Source organism: Bariatricus sp. HCP28S3_F11, from assembly GCF_052065395.1.
GTDB lineage: Bacteria > Bacillota > Clostridia > Lachnospirales > Lachnospiraceae > Allocoprococcus.
Genome location: NZ_JBQHUC010000020.1, coordinates 14,973 through 31,856, shown reverse-complemented (window position 1 = coordinate 31,856; position 16,884 = coordinate 14,973). Strand labels below are relative to the sequence as shown.

Here is a 16,884-nt window from a genome sequence, read left to right as displayed (position 1 = left end):
AAAAGTATGATATAGTAAGTTTAGAAGAAATGATTCGAACATATAGGAGGATTAGATCATGGCAATTTTAGTAACGGGTGGAGCTGGATTTATTGGAAGTCATACATGCGTAGAACTTTTAAATGCAGGCTATGACGTAGTTGTTGTGGACAACTTATGCAATTCTTCTGAGGAAGCACTTAGACGTGTGGAGAAGATTACCGGGAAAAAGGTAACTTTCTATCAGGCAGATATCAGGGACGGAGCTGCGCTGGATGAGATTTTCTCAAAAGAAAGCATAGATTCCGTTATTCATTTCGCCGGACTGAAAGCAGTAGGTGAGTCTGTAGCAAAACCGTTGGAATACTATCAGAATAACATCGGCGGAACGCTCACTCTTTGTGAAGTGATGCGCAATCATGGCGTTAAAAATATTATCTTCAGCTCTTCAGCTACTGTTTACGGAGATCCGGCATTCATTCCGATCACAGAGGAATGCCCGAAAGGAACCTGTACCAATCCATACGGATGGACAAAATGGATGCTTGAACAGATTCTGACAGATTTGCATACTGCAGACCCGGAATGGAATGTAGTGCTTCTTCGCTACTTCAACCCGATTGGAGCACATAAGAGCGGTCTGATGGGAGAAGATCCGAAGGGAATTCCGAACAATCTGATTCCGTATATCACTCAGGTTGCTATCGGCAAGCTGGAGTGCCTCGGCGTATTCGGCGACGATTACGATACGCATGACGGAACCGGCGTGCGTGATTACATCCATGTTGTAGACCTTGCAATCGGCCACGTAAAAGCACTTAAGAAGATTGAAGAAAAAGCCGGTGTATGCGTGTACAATCTTGGAACCGGAACCGGATATTCCGTATTGGATATGGTTCATGCATTTGAAAAAGCATGTGGAAAACCGATTCCTTACCAGATCAAAGCAAGAAGACCTGGCGATATCGCAACCTGCTATTCTGATGCAACGAAGGCAAAAGAAGAACTCGGATGGGTTGCAGAGCGCGGACTCGAAGAAATGTGTGAAGACTCATGGAGATGGCAGAGCCAGAATCCAGATGGATATAATACAAAATAATAAAAAGTGTTTTTTTGAATAAGGGACGCCCGAAGAAGGGCGCATAGATTGATAGCGAACGTCGTGACGCTGCGGTGAACTAGTTGCTAACGCAGACTAAGGTGCTCGGGAATGCCCTCGCACCTAAGACTGCGTAAGCACCGGATTTCACCTCCGCTAAGCACGACTGGATTGTTCGATATCAATCTATGCGCCCTTCTTCGGGCTGACTTTTTCAAATGGGGAGGGAACTCTGAGAAGTCGCGGAGAAAAGAGGGGACATTACGTAGCATTTTATGGATTTTTTGGTGTGTGCCGTAACATGTGCTGAATACTACGTGCTAATTAACAATTGTTGTACTATTTGCCGTAAATGCTTATGATTTTGGCTATCGGAGCAGCCACGGAGGTGGAATTGTGGTGTTGGATACATGATGGCTGGAATTAGATGAGTTCATTGTGTGGATTATATAGACCATCCTGATACCAAACAAAACTTCACGCCAGCGCACTAGAATAAAGATACAAAATCATTTCTACTTCCCTAAACAAAAGAAAGGTGTTATAATGTTCAAGTAGGCAATGAGCCGTGCGAAAATCAAAGACAGCAAGATGCCTGCTGGCAGGCAAGCTTGCGGGCTATGATTTTCATAGGGCGAAAGCCCGTGAGCGAAAGAACGAAGTTCAACCAGTACAGCTGATTATGAGGAATGACTATTATGAAGCAGGATATCAAATTACAAGGACAATTAAAATTTTATATGCAGTGGCCGTCAATCATGACGCTATTTCTGATAGCGATGAATATCTGGATTTTCTGGATCGATAAGAAAGCCGGAATCGTCATGGGCGTATTTGTTCTCGTGTATGCTGCGTGTGTGACTGTCATGTACTTTTACAGTAAATCGCTGGTACTGGCGGACATGGTGGAGTTCGCTGCGCAGTACAGCGTAGTCCAGAATACACTGTTAAAGGAATTGTCTATACCATATGCAATATTGCAAAGTGATGGTAAGATTATCTGGACCAATACACAGTTTGACGATGTGTTGGGAGAAGAAAAGAGAAAAGATGCGTATTTGAGCAGATATATTCCGGAACTGAACCGAAGTGCTTTCCCGAAGGAAGAAGGGGAGACGGTCAATCTGGAATTCGGTTACAAGGACAAGGATTATCAGGCAGAAATCCAATATGTATCTGTGGAGGATTTTAATGAATCTGAACAGTTGCTGGAATTTCCGGAAGAGAAGGAATATTTCGTTGCAGTTCATTTGCAGGATGTAACCGAATTGAATGCTTATATTCGTGAAAATGAGGAACAGCGCCTTGTTGCCGGACTGATTTACATCGATAATTATGATGAAGTGATGGAGAGTGTGGAAGAGGTTCGTCAGTCTCTTCTGGTGGCTCTGATCGACCGTAAGATCAACCAGTATATTGCAAATCTGAATGGTATTGCAAAGAAGCTGGAGAAAGATAAGTATTTTATTGTAATTAAGAAGGAAAGTTTCAATCGGATGGAAGCGGACCGGTTCTCGCTTCTGGACGATGTGAAGAACGTAAATATTGGAAATCAGGTTCCGGCTACGCTCAGTATCGGATTGGGACTGAGCAAGGACACATATTCGGCGGGGTATAACTATGCACGCGTTGCAATTGATTTGGCTCTTGCCCGTGGTGGTGATCAGGCAGTTGTAAAAAATTGCAAAGGAATTACTTATTATGGCGGAAAACGTGAACAGACTTCCAGAAATACGCGTGTGAAAGCCCGTGTCAAGGCTGAGGCACTCCGGGAGTTTATCATTGCAAAAGAGCGTGTGATCGTAATGGGGCACAAGATACCGGATGTAGACTCTTTTGGCGCAGCAATCGGAATCTATCGTGCGGCATCTGCGATGGAGAAGAAGGTCAATATCGTGTTGGATGATATTTCGGTAACATTACGGCCATTGTATGAAGCATTTTCTAATAATACAGCATACCCGGAGGATCTGTTTGTCACCCCCCGAGAGGCGGAGGAACTGGCGGATGAAAATACGATGGTTGTTGTAGTGGATACGAATAAGCCAAAGATGACGGAATGCGAACGGCTTCTTCGCATGACGAAGACGATTGCGGTTCTGGATCATCACCGACAGAGCGATGAAGTGATTGAAAATGCGGTTTTGTCTTATATTGAGCCGTATGCTTCTTCTGCCTGTGAAATGGTTGCAGAGGTTTTGCAGTATATTGCAGACGATTTGAAGATGACTGTGATGGAAGCAAACAGTCTGTATGCAGGTATTCTGGTTGATACGAATAATTTTATGAATCGGACAGGAGTACGTACATTCGAGGCGGCAGCATATTTGCGAAGATGTGGAGCGGATATTACCTATGTTCGCAAACTTCTCCGGGACGACATGGCTTCTTATAGAGCGAAAGCATCGGTTATCAGCAGTACAGAAGTTTACAGGGATGTTTATGCAATCGCCAGAGGAGAACATCTGGGAATTGAAAGCCCGACGATCATTGGTGCACAGGCGGCAAATGAACTTCTCAATATTGAGGAAATCAAAGCGTCCTTTGTACTTACTGTATATAACGGAAAGATTTATGTCAGCGCAAGATCGATTGATGAGGTAAATGTTCAGATCATTATGGAACGACTGGGCGGAGGCGGACATATCAATACAGCCGGGGCGCAGTTCGAACATACCGATATGGTGAAAGCAATCGAGACACTTAAGAAAACAATTGATATTATGATTGAAGAAGGAGATATCTAGATGAAAGTTATTTTAATGCAGGACGTGAAGTCTCTTGGGAAAAAAGGAGAAATTGTAAATGTAAATGACGGATATGCAAGAAACTTTATTTTACCGAAAAAGCTTGGGGTTGAAGCAAATGGAAAGAATTTGAATGATCTGAAGCTGAAAAAGCAGAATGAGGAAAAAGTTGCTCAGGAAAATCTTGATGCTGCAAAGGAACTGGCAGCAAAACTTGGAGAAGGTAAAGTAGAACTGAAGATCAAAACCGGGGAAGGCGGCAAGACATTTGGTTCTGTTTCATCAAAGGAGATTGCAGTTGCTGTCAAAGAGCAGATGGGAATTGATATCGATAAAAAGAAAATTCAATTAAAAGAATCGATAAAAACACTTGGAATGCATCTTGTGCCGGTAAAATTGCATCCGAAAGTAACGGCAGAGCTGAAAGTACATGTAGGAGAGGCATAGGGGGAGCTGTGAATGGATGAAGCGCTTATCAAGCGGGTACCGCCGCACAGTATAGAAGCAGAACAGTCTGTTGTCGGTGCTATGCTGATGGACCGGGATGCGATCACAACGGCTTCCGAGATTATTTGTGGAGATGATTTCTATCAGACCGCTTATGGAGTGATCTTTGATTCGGTGGTGGAGTTGTTCAACGAAGGAAAGCCTGTTGATTTGATCACGTTGCAGAACCGTTTGAAAGAGAAGGATGTTCCTGAGGAAATCAGCAGTCTGGAATTTGTGCGGGATCTGCTCGCTGCTGTGCCGACTTCGGCAAATGTGAAGTATTATGCGGAGATTGTTGCTGAAAAGTCAACACTTCGCAAAATGATCAAGATGAATGAGGAAATCGCGAATGCCTGTTATCTGGCTAAGGAACCGGTAGAAGCGATTATGGAACGGACTGAGAAAAAAGTATTCGAACTGGTTCAGAATCGAAATAACGGGGATTTCGTACCAATCAAGCAGGTTGTATTAAATGCATTGGAGAAAATTGAAAAATCTTCGAAAAGCAAAGGTACGGTTACCGGAATCCCGACGGGTTTCATTGATCTGGATTACAAGACATCCGGACTTCAGCCGTCCGACCTGATTCTGGTTGCAGCCAGACCGTCTATGGGAAAGACGGCATTTGTCCTGAATATCGCGCAGCATGTTGCGTTCAGGCAGAATAAAACCGTAGCTATTTTCAGTCTCGAGATGTCAAAGGAACAGCTGGTAAATCGATTATTTTCTTTGGAATCCTATGTGGATGCACAGCTTCTGAGAACCGGTAATCTAAAAGATTCCGACTGGGAGAAGCTGATCGAGGGTGCAGGAATCATCGGACGATCCAATCTGATCATTGACGATACGCCTGGAATTTCTATTTCGGAAATGCGTTCCAAATGTAGAAAATACAAACTGGAACACAATCTGGAACTGATCATTATCGACTACCTGCAGCTTATGAGCGGAAGTGTAGGAGGAAGAAGTGAGTCGCGTCAGCAGGAAATTTCCGACATTTCCCGTTCACTGAAAGCTCTTGCGAGAGAACTGCATGTTCCGGTTATTTCGTTATCACAGCTCAGCCGTGCGGTAGAGCAGAGACCGGATCATCGTCCGATGCTCTCGGATCTTCGTGAATCCGGGGCGATCGAGCAGGATGCGGATGTGGTTATGTTTATTTACCGAGACGATTACTATAATAAAGATACAGAACATGTGAATGAGGCAGAGATCATTATTGCCAAGCAGAGAAATGGTCCGATCGGTACGGTTACGCTGACCTGGCTGCCACAATACACGAAATTTGCAAATTCACAGAGAAAACAGGATTATGACGAGTAAAAAGATTGCACCGTGGTGCAATCTTTTTGTGTAAGTGCCTAATATGAAAATAAGATTTAGGTTTCTCCAAAGATTTTGTGCAGATATCGTACAGGAGCAGGTCTTGCTGCCTCGCGTCGACTATTCTGCTGTTGCCGGATCAAGTGATCCAGTTTTCGAAACCGGTCTTCTTCCTGGCGCTCTTTCGCCTGAAGAAGAAAATCCATGTTTTTGTTTACTTTTTCAGAGACACTTCTGGTAATGAGTTCTTCCAGAACTTTATTGTTTCCGGTAATGATTTCCTGTACTACTGCGCGAAATGCAAGAGTTGGGTCCTGGACGGGAGTGCCGGTACCGCTTTCAGAAGGAAGTGGCTCAGAGGTTCGGCCTTTAAGATCCGGATCTTCTTTGGGGTGATTATTTTTGGCTTTCAGTATTTCCCGGGTACGAATCAGGTCAGGAATTAATCCTTTAAGATCCTTTAGTTGTATACCCTGATTTTTCAGTTCTTTGATACAGCAAAAAAGCTGTATATCCTCCTTCGTATAGTGTCGATGCCCCATATCAGTGCGTCCGATCGGGAGATTCAGTTCTTCTTCCCAATAACGCAGGACGTGGGATTCCACGCCTACTTGTTTTGCCGCTTCTGATATCATATAATGAACGTCGCCCATACGATACCCCCTTATTCTATTAATGACCTTCAGAAAACAAAAAAGTTTCTGAAGCTAGTACATGTAACACTTACATTGTAGCATAGAATATTGAAAATGGAGGAAAAATCGTTCGACAAATCCTGCAAAAAAGGCAGCGGATTCTAAAATCCACTGCCTTTTACTTTGCTACATCAGAGTTGCAGAAAGCTGATTATTCAGCGCTGATAGCTCCTGTAGGACAAGCTGCTTCGCAAGCGCCGCAATCAACACAAGCGTCAGCGTTGATCTGCATATGATCATCACCCATAGCGATAGCTCCTACTGGGCATTCGCTTTCGCAAGCGCCACAGCTTACACATTCATCAGAAATTACATGTGCCATAGTTATGTATCCTCCTTTTATATAAAAGTTTTGCTGTTCAGCATGATTCTATTCTAATACATCATTCGTAAATATACAAGGGAATTTATGCTTTAAATTATGAACATTGCATAACCTTGCTCATATTTTTGTAAATTATGCATAGAATCTTTACGAAATCTTAAGAAAAAATTTCTCCCCATTTTTAGGGTTTTGGTGTATAGTGGTTAGTATATGAACAAGCGGATTTACGGTTCTGCCGAGTCGAACTTGATATTTACACGAAGAGAAAGAATACTGGACAGACGAAATGGAGCGAGGTTATATGAGAAAACGATGGAATAGTTTAGCTGTGATCTTGTGCGTATCTTTGTTTGTAATGGGATGCAGTGAACAGGCGCAGAATACTGGAAATGACAGCAATACTGCTACGAATAAGACAGAAGTGCAGACCAATGAAAAGCAGAGCAATCTGGATGTATTGCAGCCGATGGCTTATGGAAATGTACAGGGGCTTACGCTTGAGAAGGGAACAAGCATTTCCATTATTGGAAGAGGCAGTTCATCTGCTTATTGGACAGAAATCAAGGCAGGAGCTCAGAGAGCCATTGATGATATGAACAGTATGTTGGGATATAAGGGTGATGATAAAGTCAAGCTGACGTATTCTGCACCGGCGACGGAAGATGATGTGGATGACCAGGTAAATATTCTGGATGAAGAACTGGCACGCTATCCGTCAGCAATAGGAATTGCGGCAGTTGACTCTGGGGCCTGTGAAGTACAGTTTGATCTGGCGGCTGAAAATGGAATTCCGGTAGTAGCATTTGATTCGGGGACAGATTATCAGGATATCGTATGTATGATCGATACAAATAACATGGAAGCAGCGGCCATGGCGGCGAATAAGCTTTGCGATATGATTGATAATGAGGGCGAAGTAATTGCTGTGATGCATGATAACAAATCAACCTCAGCAAAAGAGAGAGAAGAAGGATTCCAAAATACGATTCAGCAGAAGCATTCGAATGTGCAGGTGGTAGAAAAGTATCACCTGGATGATCTGGAAGATTTACAGAAGCAGATTGAACTGGAACAAAAAGAAGAAGATAAGACAGAGGACAATGGCAGCAGCGAGCCGGAGAAAGATGGTGAAGACAGTGATACTCCGGACGTGGACGAGGCTGCTGCAAGTATGACTCAGGAAGATGCAGTGAAGTATATATTGGAAAAACACCCGGATGTGAAGGGAATCTATACAACGAATGAAACGACGGCAAAACTGGTACTCAGTGTTCTGGAGGAGTTGGATGGAAATGATGTCAAAGTGGTCAGCTTTGATGGCGGAAAGGAACAGCTGGAGCGTCTGGAAGAAGGTTCATTGGATGGCTTGATTGTTCAGAATCCATACGGAATCGGTTACGCTACAGTCGTAGCCTGCGCACGCGCGATCCTCAGTCAGGGCAATGAAGCAGAAGTAAATGCAGGATTCACCTGGGTGACAAGAGATAATATGGACAGCGAAGCAATTCAGAAAATGATGTATTAACAATCAGAGAATCAGTCAGACATGATTAGCTATAGGAAAACCCGCCGTATCAAGACTCAGCGAGAAGCTGGATCGGGATACGGCGGGTTTCTTTATCCTTTCTGCAAAGAGAAAATAAATTCAGTTCCAACGCCTTCTGTACTGATCACGTTGATGTTTTCATTGTGAGCCTGGATGATTTCTTTTACGATGGAAAGACCAAGTCCGGTTCCTTTTTTGTCTTTCCCCCGTGAAGCGTCTGTTTTATAGAAACGTTCCCATATCTTATTCAGACTGGATCTGGGAATGCCGATTCCGTTATCTTTTACAGAAATGAACACTTTTTCTCCGCGCTCAGTGGTTTCGACGGTAATCGAGGAATCCGTGCCGCTGAACTTAATTGCATTGTCCAGAAGGTTGTAGAGTACCTGTTGGATTTTGCGTTTGTCAGCATAAACATGCAGTTTGCGAGAAGCAAACAGAAGCTCAATCGTAATTTTCTTTGCCGTGCAGGTCCCTTCGAAGGATTCGGCTGTGTTTCGTATGACTTTATGAATATCGAAAGATGTCTTATCCAGAAGAAGGTCTTTGGTGTCAAATTCGTTCAAGGTGAGCAAATCTCGGGTGAGATCTGTCAGACGTTCCGTTTCGAACAGAATGATCTTCAAGTATTTATCCTGCATTTCCGGAGGGATTGTGCCATCGGCCATGGCTTCCACGTAACCTTTGATGGAAGTCAGAGGGGAACGGAAATCGTGTGAGACATTCGCCACAAATTTTTTCTGGTAATCTTCCATATCTTTTAGTTGAGAAGACATGTAATTCAGGGAAGCGGACAGGTAGCCCATTTCATCCTGAGTATCAACCGGAATCACGACGTCCAGATTGCCGGAAGCATATTGCTTGGCGGCATCCGTGATTTTACAGAGCGGACGGTAGATGAAAAAATGTATTCCCATAAAAATCATGAAAGACAACAAATATACAACTAATACTATAATTGCGGTGTTCCGGGTAATGATGGAACGACTTTGATCTATGTCGCGATAAGGCTTATGGATCAGCAGATACCCCTTGGTAGAAAATTTCTGTGTTACAGGTGCGATCACAGTGATCATTTTCTGATCAAAATATCCGTGATAATCACCAATCAGATACTGACTGCTTCCCGCTTCAGCCGGATCAAAATCCTCAATGTAAGAAGGAATATAGGAAGCATCTTCGCTTTTGGCAGATGCGATCATGTTTCCTTCTTTGTCAACAAACCAGATCGTTGAATCCAGATAAGAGCGCATTCCGTTCAGCTGTGTGTAGACATCCGCGGTAGAAATCTGTTCCGAAAAATATCTTGGAAGATAGTCGGAGGTGACCAGATTCGCCTCCTGATATAAATTTCCCGATATCTCACGTTCCAGATAACTGGAAGTCAGTGTCGATGAAAGTGCACTTACCGTAAAAAGACTCAAAAATCCGAAAATAGCATATAAAAGCACAAATTTCATGTAGAGAGTACTTTTCATTCTTTCACCTCGAATTTATAGCCTATGCCCCAGACCGTGCTCAGTCCCCAGGACGGATGGTCCTTTATCTTTTCACGAAGACGTTTGATGTGTACGTCGACCGTGCGGGTATCTCCGATGTATTCATATCCCCAAATCTGATCCAGAAGCTGTTCCCTGGTAAATACCTGATTGGGAGAAGAAGCAAGAAAATACAGAAGTTCCAGCTCCTTCGGCGGCATGTCAACATTTACACCGTCCACCATGACGGAATAGTTGGTAAGATTGATCACGATGCCGGGGTATTCCACACATTTTCCACGGTCCGGAGTATTTTGTTCCGATTTTGCAGGGTGATAACGTCTTAAAACAGCTTTGATACGTGCGACCAGCTCTTTGGAATCAAAGGGTTTGAGTACGTAATCATCAGCTCCGAGTTCCAGACCGAGTACTTTATCGAAAACCTCCCCTTTTGCAGAGAGCATGATGATCGGTGTGCTGGATTTGCTGCGGATTTCACGACATACCTGATAGCCGTCAATTCCCGGAAGCATGAGATCCAGAAGAACTAAGTTCGGATGGTAGCTGTCAAACGCAGTCAGAGCATCTTCACCATCGTGTACCATCATTGTGTCAAAGCATTCCTTCGTCAGGTAGAGAGAAATCAGCTCTGCAATATTTTCATCATCATCTACAATTAAAATTTTCTGTTTTGTTACCATGATTTATGTCCTTTCAATGAGATAGCATACCTGTGGTTTACTGTTCGCACAGTCTTATTTGAATTCTACAATCGTTACACCGGCATCTCCCTCGCCAAATGCTCCGAGACGGAAGGATTTGACATGCTTTTGACGGCGCAGATATTGATGGATGCCATTGCGCAGTGCACCGGTTCCCTTTCCGTGTACAATGCGGACCGGGCTTAAATGGGCAAGATACGCATCATCCAGGTATTTGTCGAGTTCAGCAACGGCTTCATCCACCGTTTTACCGAGAAGATTAATCTCGGAACTGATGTGCATGGATTTGTTCATTTTCATTTTGCCGCTGGAAGTACGCCGCATCTGTTTTGCGGTAATTGTCAGTGGTTCTTCAATGATTTCAAGGTCCGACATGGATACCTGGGAGCGCAAGATTCCCATCTGTACGAAAAGATTACCTTTTGCGTCAGGAAGGGAGCTCACTGTTCCGGTAAGATTCATACTGAGTACCTTGACGGAATCTCCGAGGTGGAAATCAGAAGCCTTGTGCTCCTTTTTCGGTTTTGCCGGTTCGATACGGGAAGAATTCTGTGTCTTTGCCAGTTGTTTACGGATGCGTTCCCGTTCTTTCTCCATCTCGGCAGCAGACACATTTTCCTTGCCGAATTTGCGGAAATTTTTCATAGTCTCATCGGCAAAATCCTTCGCTTCTCTTACAATAGCGCTTGCTTTTTCGTTGGCTTCCCGGAGAATCTTGTCGCGCTGTGCGTCCAGTTTATCCTGCTTGATCTTCATTTCGGATTTCATGCGTTCCATCTCCCGACGGTAGGAAGCAACTTCATCCCGCTCTTTTTCAATGGTTTTGCGGCTTGCCTCCAGATCGGTCAGCAGATCCTCAAAGGATTCGTCCTCCTCACTCAGACGGCTTTTGGCATCCTGAATGATGTAAGAGGGGAGTCCGAGCTTCTCAGAAATTGCAAACGCGTTACTCTTTCCGGGAATTCCGATCAGTAGATGGTAGGTGGGACTTAAGGTTTCAACATCGAACTCGCAGCAGGCATTTTCCACGCCCGGTGTCGAGAGTGCAAATACCTTCAGTTCGCTGTAGTGTGTGGTAGCCATGGTGCGAATTCCCCGATTATGCAGATAAGACAAAATTGCAATGGCAAGTGCAGCACCTTCTGTCGGATCTGTTCCTGCGCCAAGCTCATCGAAAAGTACCAGCGAATCTTCATCTACGTGTTTCAAGAACGATACGATGTTCGTCATGTGGGAAGAAAACGTACTCAGAGACTGTTCGATGCTCTGCTCATCCCCAATATCCGCGAAAACCTGCCGGAATACAGAAAGTTCTGAACGGTCAAGTGCCGGAATGTGAAGTCCGGCCTGCCCCATCAGAGTAAACAGCCCAACCGTTTTCAAAGAAACCGTCTTGCCGCCGGTATTTGGTCCTGTGACGATGAGCAGATCAAAAGTATCTCCTAACGTAACACTGATCGGCACAACTTTTTTCTTGTCAAGAAGAGGATGTCGACCCTCACGGATTCGGATTCGCCCTTTTGTATTAAAAGTGGGACGACTTGCGTTCATATCCAGTGCCAGAGCACCTTTTGCAAAAATCATATCCAGTTCGGTCATGACGCGGTAATCGGTGCGGATCTCTTCGGTATATTCAGCCACATCCGCACTGATCCGGGCGAGAATGACCTGAATTTCCTCCTGTTCCTGGGCATAAAGCTCCTTCAAATCGTTATTCAATTTTACAACCGCCATTGGTTCGATGAACAAAGTAGAGCCGGTAGAGGATTGATCGTGGATCATGCCCTGTACCTGACTGCGGTACTCTGCTTTCACCGGAAGGCAATACCGGTCACCACGCATCGTGATGATGGCATCCTGCAAATAGGAACGAAGTGAGCCGTTTAACAGTCCGTTTAATGTGGAATGGATTTTGTCATTCATTCCAGAAATGCTGCGGCGTATCTGCTTCAGCTTTGAACTGGCATCATCGCTGATTTCGTCTTCGCTGATAATACAACGATCAATTTCGGCGCAGACCGGGGCAAGCGGAGAAATCTGTTCAAAGTATGCATCCAGGCAATCCGCGCATTCTTCCACAGTATCGTGTTTGCCGTAAACCTTCGCCCGTGCTGCCACTTTCAGAAGCTTTCCGATTCGAAGAAGTTCCGCTGCATTTAACGCACTGCCGATTTCCAGTCGTTTCAGGGAATCGGTCACAGCATAGCATCCGCTGAAAGAAAGATGACCTTTCTTGATGATTCGGGTAAATGCCGCGGCAGTCTGTTCCTGGGCGGTTTCAATCGCTCCGATGTCAGTCATCGGTTTCAGCTTCTGACAGGCCTGTTTTCCTCCCGGGGAGGAAGCATGTTCTGTGAGCATATTAATGATTTTATCAAATTCAAGTTTATATAAAGTTTTCTTATTCATAATTACACCTCATATTTTATCTGTTTCTATTCTACAGTATTTATATTGGAAATGAAAGTGAAAAGGATAAATTTATTATCATTGAACATTGAAGCAGAATCATGTATACTACTAAAGAGAGCATTGAACGAAACGCTTTGAATTGAAGGAGAAATAACATGTTCAAAAAGCGGGATGAAGATCAGAAAGTGCAAGAATCTATGTCACAGAATCCGGAAGCGTCCGATCATGAAGAAGAGGAACATTATTCTTTTCTTCAGGAGACGTTTAAAGATGAACAGATGACTGGGAAAAAGCTAAGAAATATAATCTGTAAAACAGCAGGCAAAGGCTTGATATTCGGTCTTACTGCCTGTCTGGCATTTTGTGCGGCAAGACCGTGGGCAGAAGTTATTTTTTCAGGAAAAAGCGGCACCGTTTCGCTTCCCGAAGATACGGATGAAGATGTGACGGAGAAGGATCCGACGGGGGAAGGAGAAGGAGACGTACAGCAGGAAGAAGCGGTTACATATCCTGCCCTGACGGTCGATAATTACCGGGAAATGAGCCGGGCACTCTATCAGGTGGCTTCTCAGGCAAACAAATGTGTCGTGGAGGTCAGTGCAGTAAAGAATGAGGATAACTGGGAAAATATTGTCTATGATGATGTGAACAGTGTTTCCGGCACCATTGTATGGGAGAATGCACTGGAAATCATAATTCTGGCACCTGCGAGAATCATGAAGGATGCCCAAAGCCTGAATGTGACATTTTCAGACGGTGTAACGTATCCGGCATCACTAAAGAAACAGGATCGAAATCTGGGAATGGCAGTATTCTCTGTTGAACGAAGGTTGCTTTCCAGTTCGACAGCAGGGCAGATTGTCGCGGCAACGCTTGGAAACTCCAACATTGTAGGAAAAGGAGACCCTGTAATTGCACTTGGCAAACAATTTGGATACGCGGGAGGTACCGGATATGGCATTATCAGTTCTGTGAAAAACCGGGTGGCCGTGGCGGACGGTGAGTACAGGCTGCTTACGACTGATATAGCGGCAGCTCCGGGAGGAAGCGGAGTTTTGTTTAATACGAATGGGGAAGTTATCGGGATTATCGATCAGAAGATTACCGATAATGAAAGCATGAATCTGGTTACTGCTTATGCGGTTTCTGATTTGAAACAGTATATAGAACAGCTCTCCAATGGGAAAGCAATTCCATATCTGGGAGTAAAGGGAGTAGAGGTACCTGACAGTGTTGCAGAGACGGATGGAATTCCGGAAGGCATTTACGTGAAGGAAGTCGAAGCAGATTCTCCGGCAATGAAAGCAGGAATTCAGAGCGGAGATGTGATCGTGGAGCTGAATAAGAATCAGATATCGACGGTCTCCGGATACGGAAAGCGTCTGATGGAATGCGAAGTCGGGCAGCAGATCAAGGTGAAGGGAAAGCGCCAGGGAGCTTCCGGATATGTGGATGTAGAATTTACTGTCACAGTAGGAAGCAAAGAATAAGATTGCCATAAGAATATGGCACCGGATGGGTCCGGAAAGTTTAAAGAAGTTAGAAAGAGGATAGACATGAGATACATCAATACATTACACGAAGGCGAGACAATTAGAACAATTTATCTTTGCAAAGGAAAAAGAAGCGCAGAGACGAGGAATGGGAAACCATACGATAATCTGATGCTGCAGGATAAGACGGGAACTCTGGATGGAAAGATCTGGGACCCGAATTCCAACGGGATTGCAGATTATGATGAGAAAGACTTTGTGGAAGTGTTTGGTGATGTGATCAGTTATAATGGAAATCTGCAGCTGAATATCAAACAGCTCCGAGTTGCAGGAGAAGGAGAATATAATCCGGTCGATTATATGCCGACCAGTGACAAGAGCGTGGATGGAATGTACGAAGAATTGATGCGCTACGGTGCACAGGTTAAGAATCCATATTTACAGCAGATCATTCAGTATTATTTTGTTAAAGATGAAGCATTTATCAAGAGATTTAAAGGCCATTCAGCAGCAAAGACAGTACATCATGGCTTTGCAGGAGGTCTTTTGGAACATACACTCAGCGTTGTGAAAATGTGTGAATACATGGCTGGGGCGTATTCCATTTTAAGTAAAGATCTGCTTTATACGGCAGCTATGTGCCATGATATCGGAAAGACTCGGGAACTTTCTCCTTTCCCTGATAATGACTATACAGATGACGGTCAGCTTCTGGGACACATTGTGATCGGTGTGGAGATGATCGATGATGCGATTCGCGAAATACCGGATTTCCCGAAAAGACTGGCAAGCGAACTGAAGCACTGCATTATCGCACACCACGGCGAGCTGGAATACGGATCTCCGAAAAAACCGGCACTTGCAGAAGCGGTGGCACTTAATTTCGCAGACTGCACAGATGCAAAGATGCAGACACTGACCGAGATTTTTAAAGATAAGAATACAACAGACTGGCTGGGATATAACAAACTGTTTGAATCGAACCTGAGAAAGTCCAGCATTTAACAAGAAGCAGAAGGGACGGAAGAAATATCTTTCGTCCTTTATAGATTGGATGAAGGAGAACATCATGTTAAAGAAAAATGATATGGCAGTTGTGACAATTTCGGATATGGGAGTGGATGGCGAAGGAATCGGAAAAGTAGATGGATATACACTTTTTGTAAAAGATGCCGTAATCGGAGATGTTGTAAATGTAAAAGTGATGAAAGCAAAAAAACAGTACGGTTACGCCCGTCTGATGGAAATCGTGGAGCCGTCTCCATACCGCACAGAACCGGTTTGTCCGGTCGCAAGACAGTGCGGCGGCTGTCAGATTCAAAGCCTTTCCTACGAAAAACAGTTGGAATTCAAGAAAAATAAAGTAAGAGGAAACCTGATCAGAATCGGTGGATTTGAAGAAAAACTGATCGATCGGATCATGGAGCCGATCGCGGGAATGGAAGAACCATTTCACTATCGCAATAAAGCCCAGTACCCGATTGGAAAAGACAAAGAAGGAAACTTGATTGCCGGATTTTATGCAGGACGCACCCATCAGATTATTTCCAATCACGATTGCGCACTTGGAGTTCCGATCAATCGTGTGATTCTGGAAAAAGTGCTGGCATTTATGAAAGAAAACCATATCAGCGCTTACGATGAGACTACCGGAAAGGGGCTTGTGCGCCATGTGCTGATCCGGTTTGGATTTATCACGAAAGAAATCATGGTCTGCCTTGTAATTAATGGAACGAAGCTTCCATGCGCTGAAAAACTGACCGAATCCCTGGCTCAAATCCCGGGAATGACCAGCATTACCTATAACATTAATTGTGAGAATACAAATGTAATTATGGGAAATGAAATTCGTTTACTATGGGGACAGGAATATATCACAGATTATATCGGAGATGTAAAATACCAGATTTCCCCGCTTTCTTTTTATCAGGTAAATCCGGTGCAGACGAACGTGCTGTATGGACAGGCGCTGGAATACGCCGGTCTCACCGGAAACGAGACAGTGTGGGACGTATACTGCGGGATTGGGACTATTTCGCTCTTCCTTGCACAGAAGGCGAAAAAAGTTTATGGTGTCGAAATCGTACCGCAGGCAATCGAGGATGCTAAGAGAAATGCCGAAATCAATGGAATTCAGAACGCAGAATTCTATGTCGGAAAAGCCGAAGAAGTCCTGCCGGATTATTATGCCGCGTATGCCAAAGAGCATCCGGGAGAAAATGCACACGCAGACGTAATCGTGGTGGATCCGCCGCGGAAAGGGTGCGAAGAGAGCGTGCTTTCGACCATGGTAAATATGGGACCGGACCGGATTGTGTATGTGAGCTGCGATTCTGCGACGCTGGCGAGGGATTTGAAATACCTGTGTGAGAATGGATATGGACTCGAGAAGGTGCGGGCGGTGGATATGTTTCCTATGACGGGGCATGTCGAGACCGTATGTTGTCTACATCGGGTGAATTCGTAGAAGTCCTTTGTTTTAGGCACTTTGCGAGATATATGAGTTTCGCACCTACAGGTAAACAGGGACGAAAAAAGCAGATTATGGACGGAATCGAGGTATCGGTAGTTCTGCA

The 16,884-nt window shown here is 44.4% G+C and carries 14 protein-coding genes; 9 read left to right on the top strand and 5 right to left on the bottom strand.

All coding sequences use genetic code 11. The features are described from left to right. Positions 1–58 precede the first annotated feature (58 nt). The 5 genes from galE to dnaB all read left to right on the top strand — a co-directional run bounded on the left by galE (position 59) and on the right by dnaB (position 5,637). Positions 59–1,078, top strand: a complete 1,020-nt coding sequence (gene galE, locus ACTNBR_RS10355; RefSeq protein ID WP_427806876.1) for a UDP-glucose 4-epimerase GalE — start codon at positions 59–61, stop codon at positions 1,076–1,078. A 568-nt stretch (positions 1,079–1,646) separates the two neighbouring features. Continuing rightward, complete coding sequence (locus tag ACTNBR_RS10350; RefSeq protein ID WP_441018228.1) at positions 1,647–1,886, top strand: hypothetical protein; 240 nt, start codon at positions 1,647–1,649, stop codon at positions 1,884–1,886. Beyond that, positions 1,777–3,825, top strand: coding sequence for a DHH family phosphoesterase (locus ACTNBR_RS10345; RefSeq protein ID WP_427806874.1), 2,049 nt, complete (start codon positions 1,777–1,779; stop codon positions 3,823–3,825). Before ACTNBR_RS10350 ends, ACTNBR_RS10345 begins: the two co-directional genes overlap by 110 nt. Continuing rightward, the gene (rplI, locus tag ACTNBR_RS10340) at positions 3,826–4,272 is read left to right on the top strand and encodes a 50S ribosomal protein L9 (RefSeq protein WP_427819954.1); all 447 of its coding nucleotides are present in this window, start codon (positions 3,826–3,828) and stop codon (positions 4,270–4,272) included. 12 nt (positions 4,273–4,284) lie between these two features. Then, the gene (gene dnaB, locus ACTNBR_RS10335) at positions 4,285–5,637 is read left to right on the top strand and encodes a replicative DNA helicase (protein WP_427806872.1); all 1,353 of its coding nucleotides are present in this window, start codon (positions 4,285–4,287) and stop codon (positions 5,635–5,637) included. 56 nt (positions 5,638–5,693) lie between these two features. Here the strand turns inward: dnaB and ACTNBR_RS10330 are convergent, their stop codons facing one another. Further along, positions 5,694–6,290, bottom strand: coding sequence for a helix-turn-helix domain-containing protein (locus tag ACTNBR_RS10330; protein ID WP_427806870.1), 597 nt, complete (start codon positions 6,288–6,290; stop codon positions 5,694–5,696). Positions 6,291–6,483: 193 nt separating this feature from the next. Then, a complete protein-coding gene (locus ACTNBR_RS10325) occupies positions 6,484–6,654 on the bottom strand; it encodes a DUF362 domain-containing protein (RefSeq protein WP_427806869.1) in 171 nt (56 codons plus the stop codon). Between the two features lie 304 nt (positions 6,655–6,958). Between ACTNBR_RS10325 and ACTNBR_RS10320 the strand changes: the two genes are divergently transcribed. Next, positions 6,959–8,182 carry a substrate-binding domain-containing protein gene (locus tag ACTNBR_RS10320; RefSeq protein WP_441018208.1) on the top strand — a complete coding sequence of 408 codons (1,224 nt, stop codon included), beginning with the start codon at positions 6,959–6,961 and terminating at the stop codon, positions 8,180–8,182. Positions 8,183–8,274: 92 nt separating this feature from the next. On the opposite strand, the gene ACTNBR_RS10315 is transcribed toward ACTNBR_RS10320, so the two are convergent. From ACTNBR_RS10315 to ACTNBR_RS10305, 3 genes are read right to left on the bottom strand one after another with little or no spacing between them, the layout of a single operon-like run. After that, positions 8,275–9,681 (bottom strand): sensor histidine kinase, encoded by a 1,407-nt coding sequence (locus ACTNBR_RS10315; protein WP_441018206.1) that lies wholly within the window; start codon positions 9,679–9,681, stop codon positions 8,275–8,277. Continuing rightward, entirely contained in the window at positions 9,678–10,382 is a 705-nt protein-coding gene (locus ACTNBR_RS10310) for a response regulator (RefSeq protein WP_441018204.1), read from the bottom strand. The genes ACTNBR_RS10315 and ACTNBR_RS10310 overlap by 4 nt, the downstream gene beginning before the upstream one ends. Before the next feature lie 54 nt (positions 10,383–10,436). Beyond that, positions 10,437–12,812 carry an endonuclease MutS2 gene (locus ACTNBR_RS10305; protein WP_427819956.1) on the bottom strand — a complete coding sequence of 792 codons (2,376 nt, stop codon included), beginning with the start codon at positions 12,810–12,812 and terminating at the stop codon, positions 10,437–10,439. Between the two features lie 158 nt (positions 12,813–12,970). On the opposite strand from ACTNBR_RS10305, the gene ACTNBR_RS10300 reads away from it, so the two are divergent. The 3 genes from ACTNBR_RS10300 (at position 12,971) to rlmD (ending at position 16,775) form a co-directional block, all read left to right on the top strand. Beyond that, on the top strand, positions 12,971–14,305 hold the full coding sequence (locus tag ACTNBR_RS10300) for a S1C family serine protease (RefSeq protein WP_441018202.1): 1,335 nt from the start codon (positions 12,971–12,973) through the stop codon (positions 14,303–14,305). Between the two features lie 66 nt (positions 14,306–14,371). After that, positions 14,372–15,313 (top strand): 3'-5' exoribonuclease YhaM family protein, encoded by a 942-nt coding sequence (locus ACTNBR_RS10295; protein ID WP_320856181.1) that lies wholly within the window; start codon positions 14,372–14,374, stop codon positions 15,311–15,313. 64 nt (positions 15,314–15,377) lie between these two features. Next, positions 15,378–16,775, top strand: coding sequence for a 23S rRNA (uracil(1939)-C(5))-methyltransferase RlmD (rlmD, locus tag ACTNBR_RS10290; RefSeq protein ID WP_441018200.1), 1,398 nt, complete (start codon positions 15,378–15,380; stop codon positions 16,773–16,775). Positions 16,776–16,884: the final 109 nt, after the last annotated feature.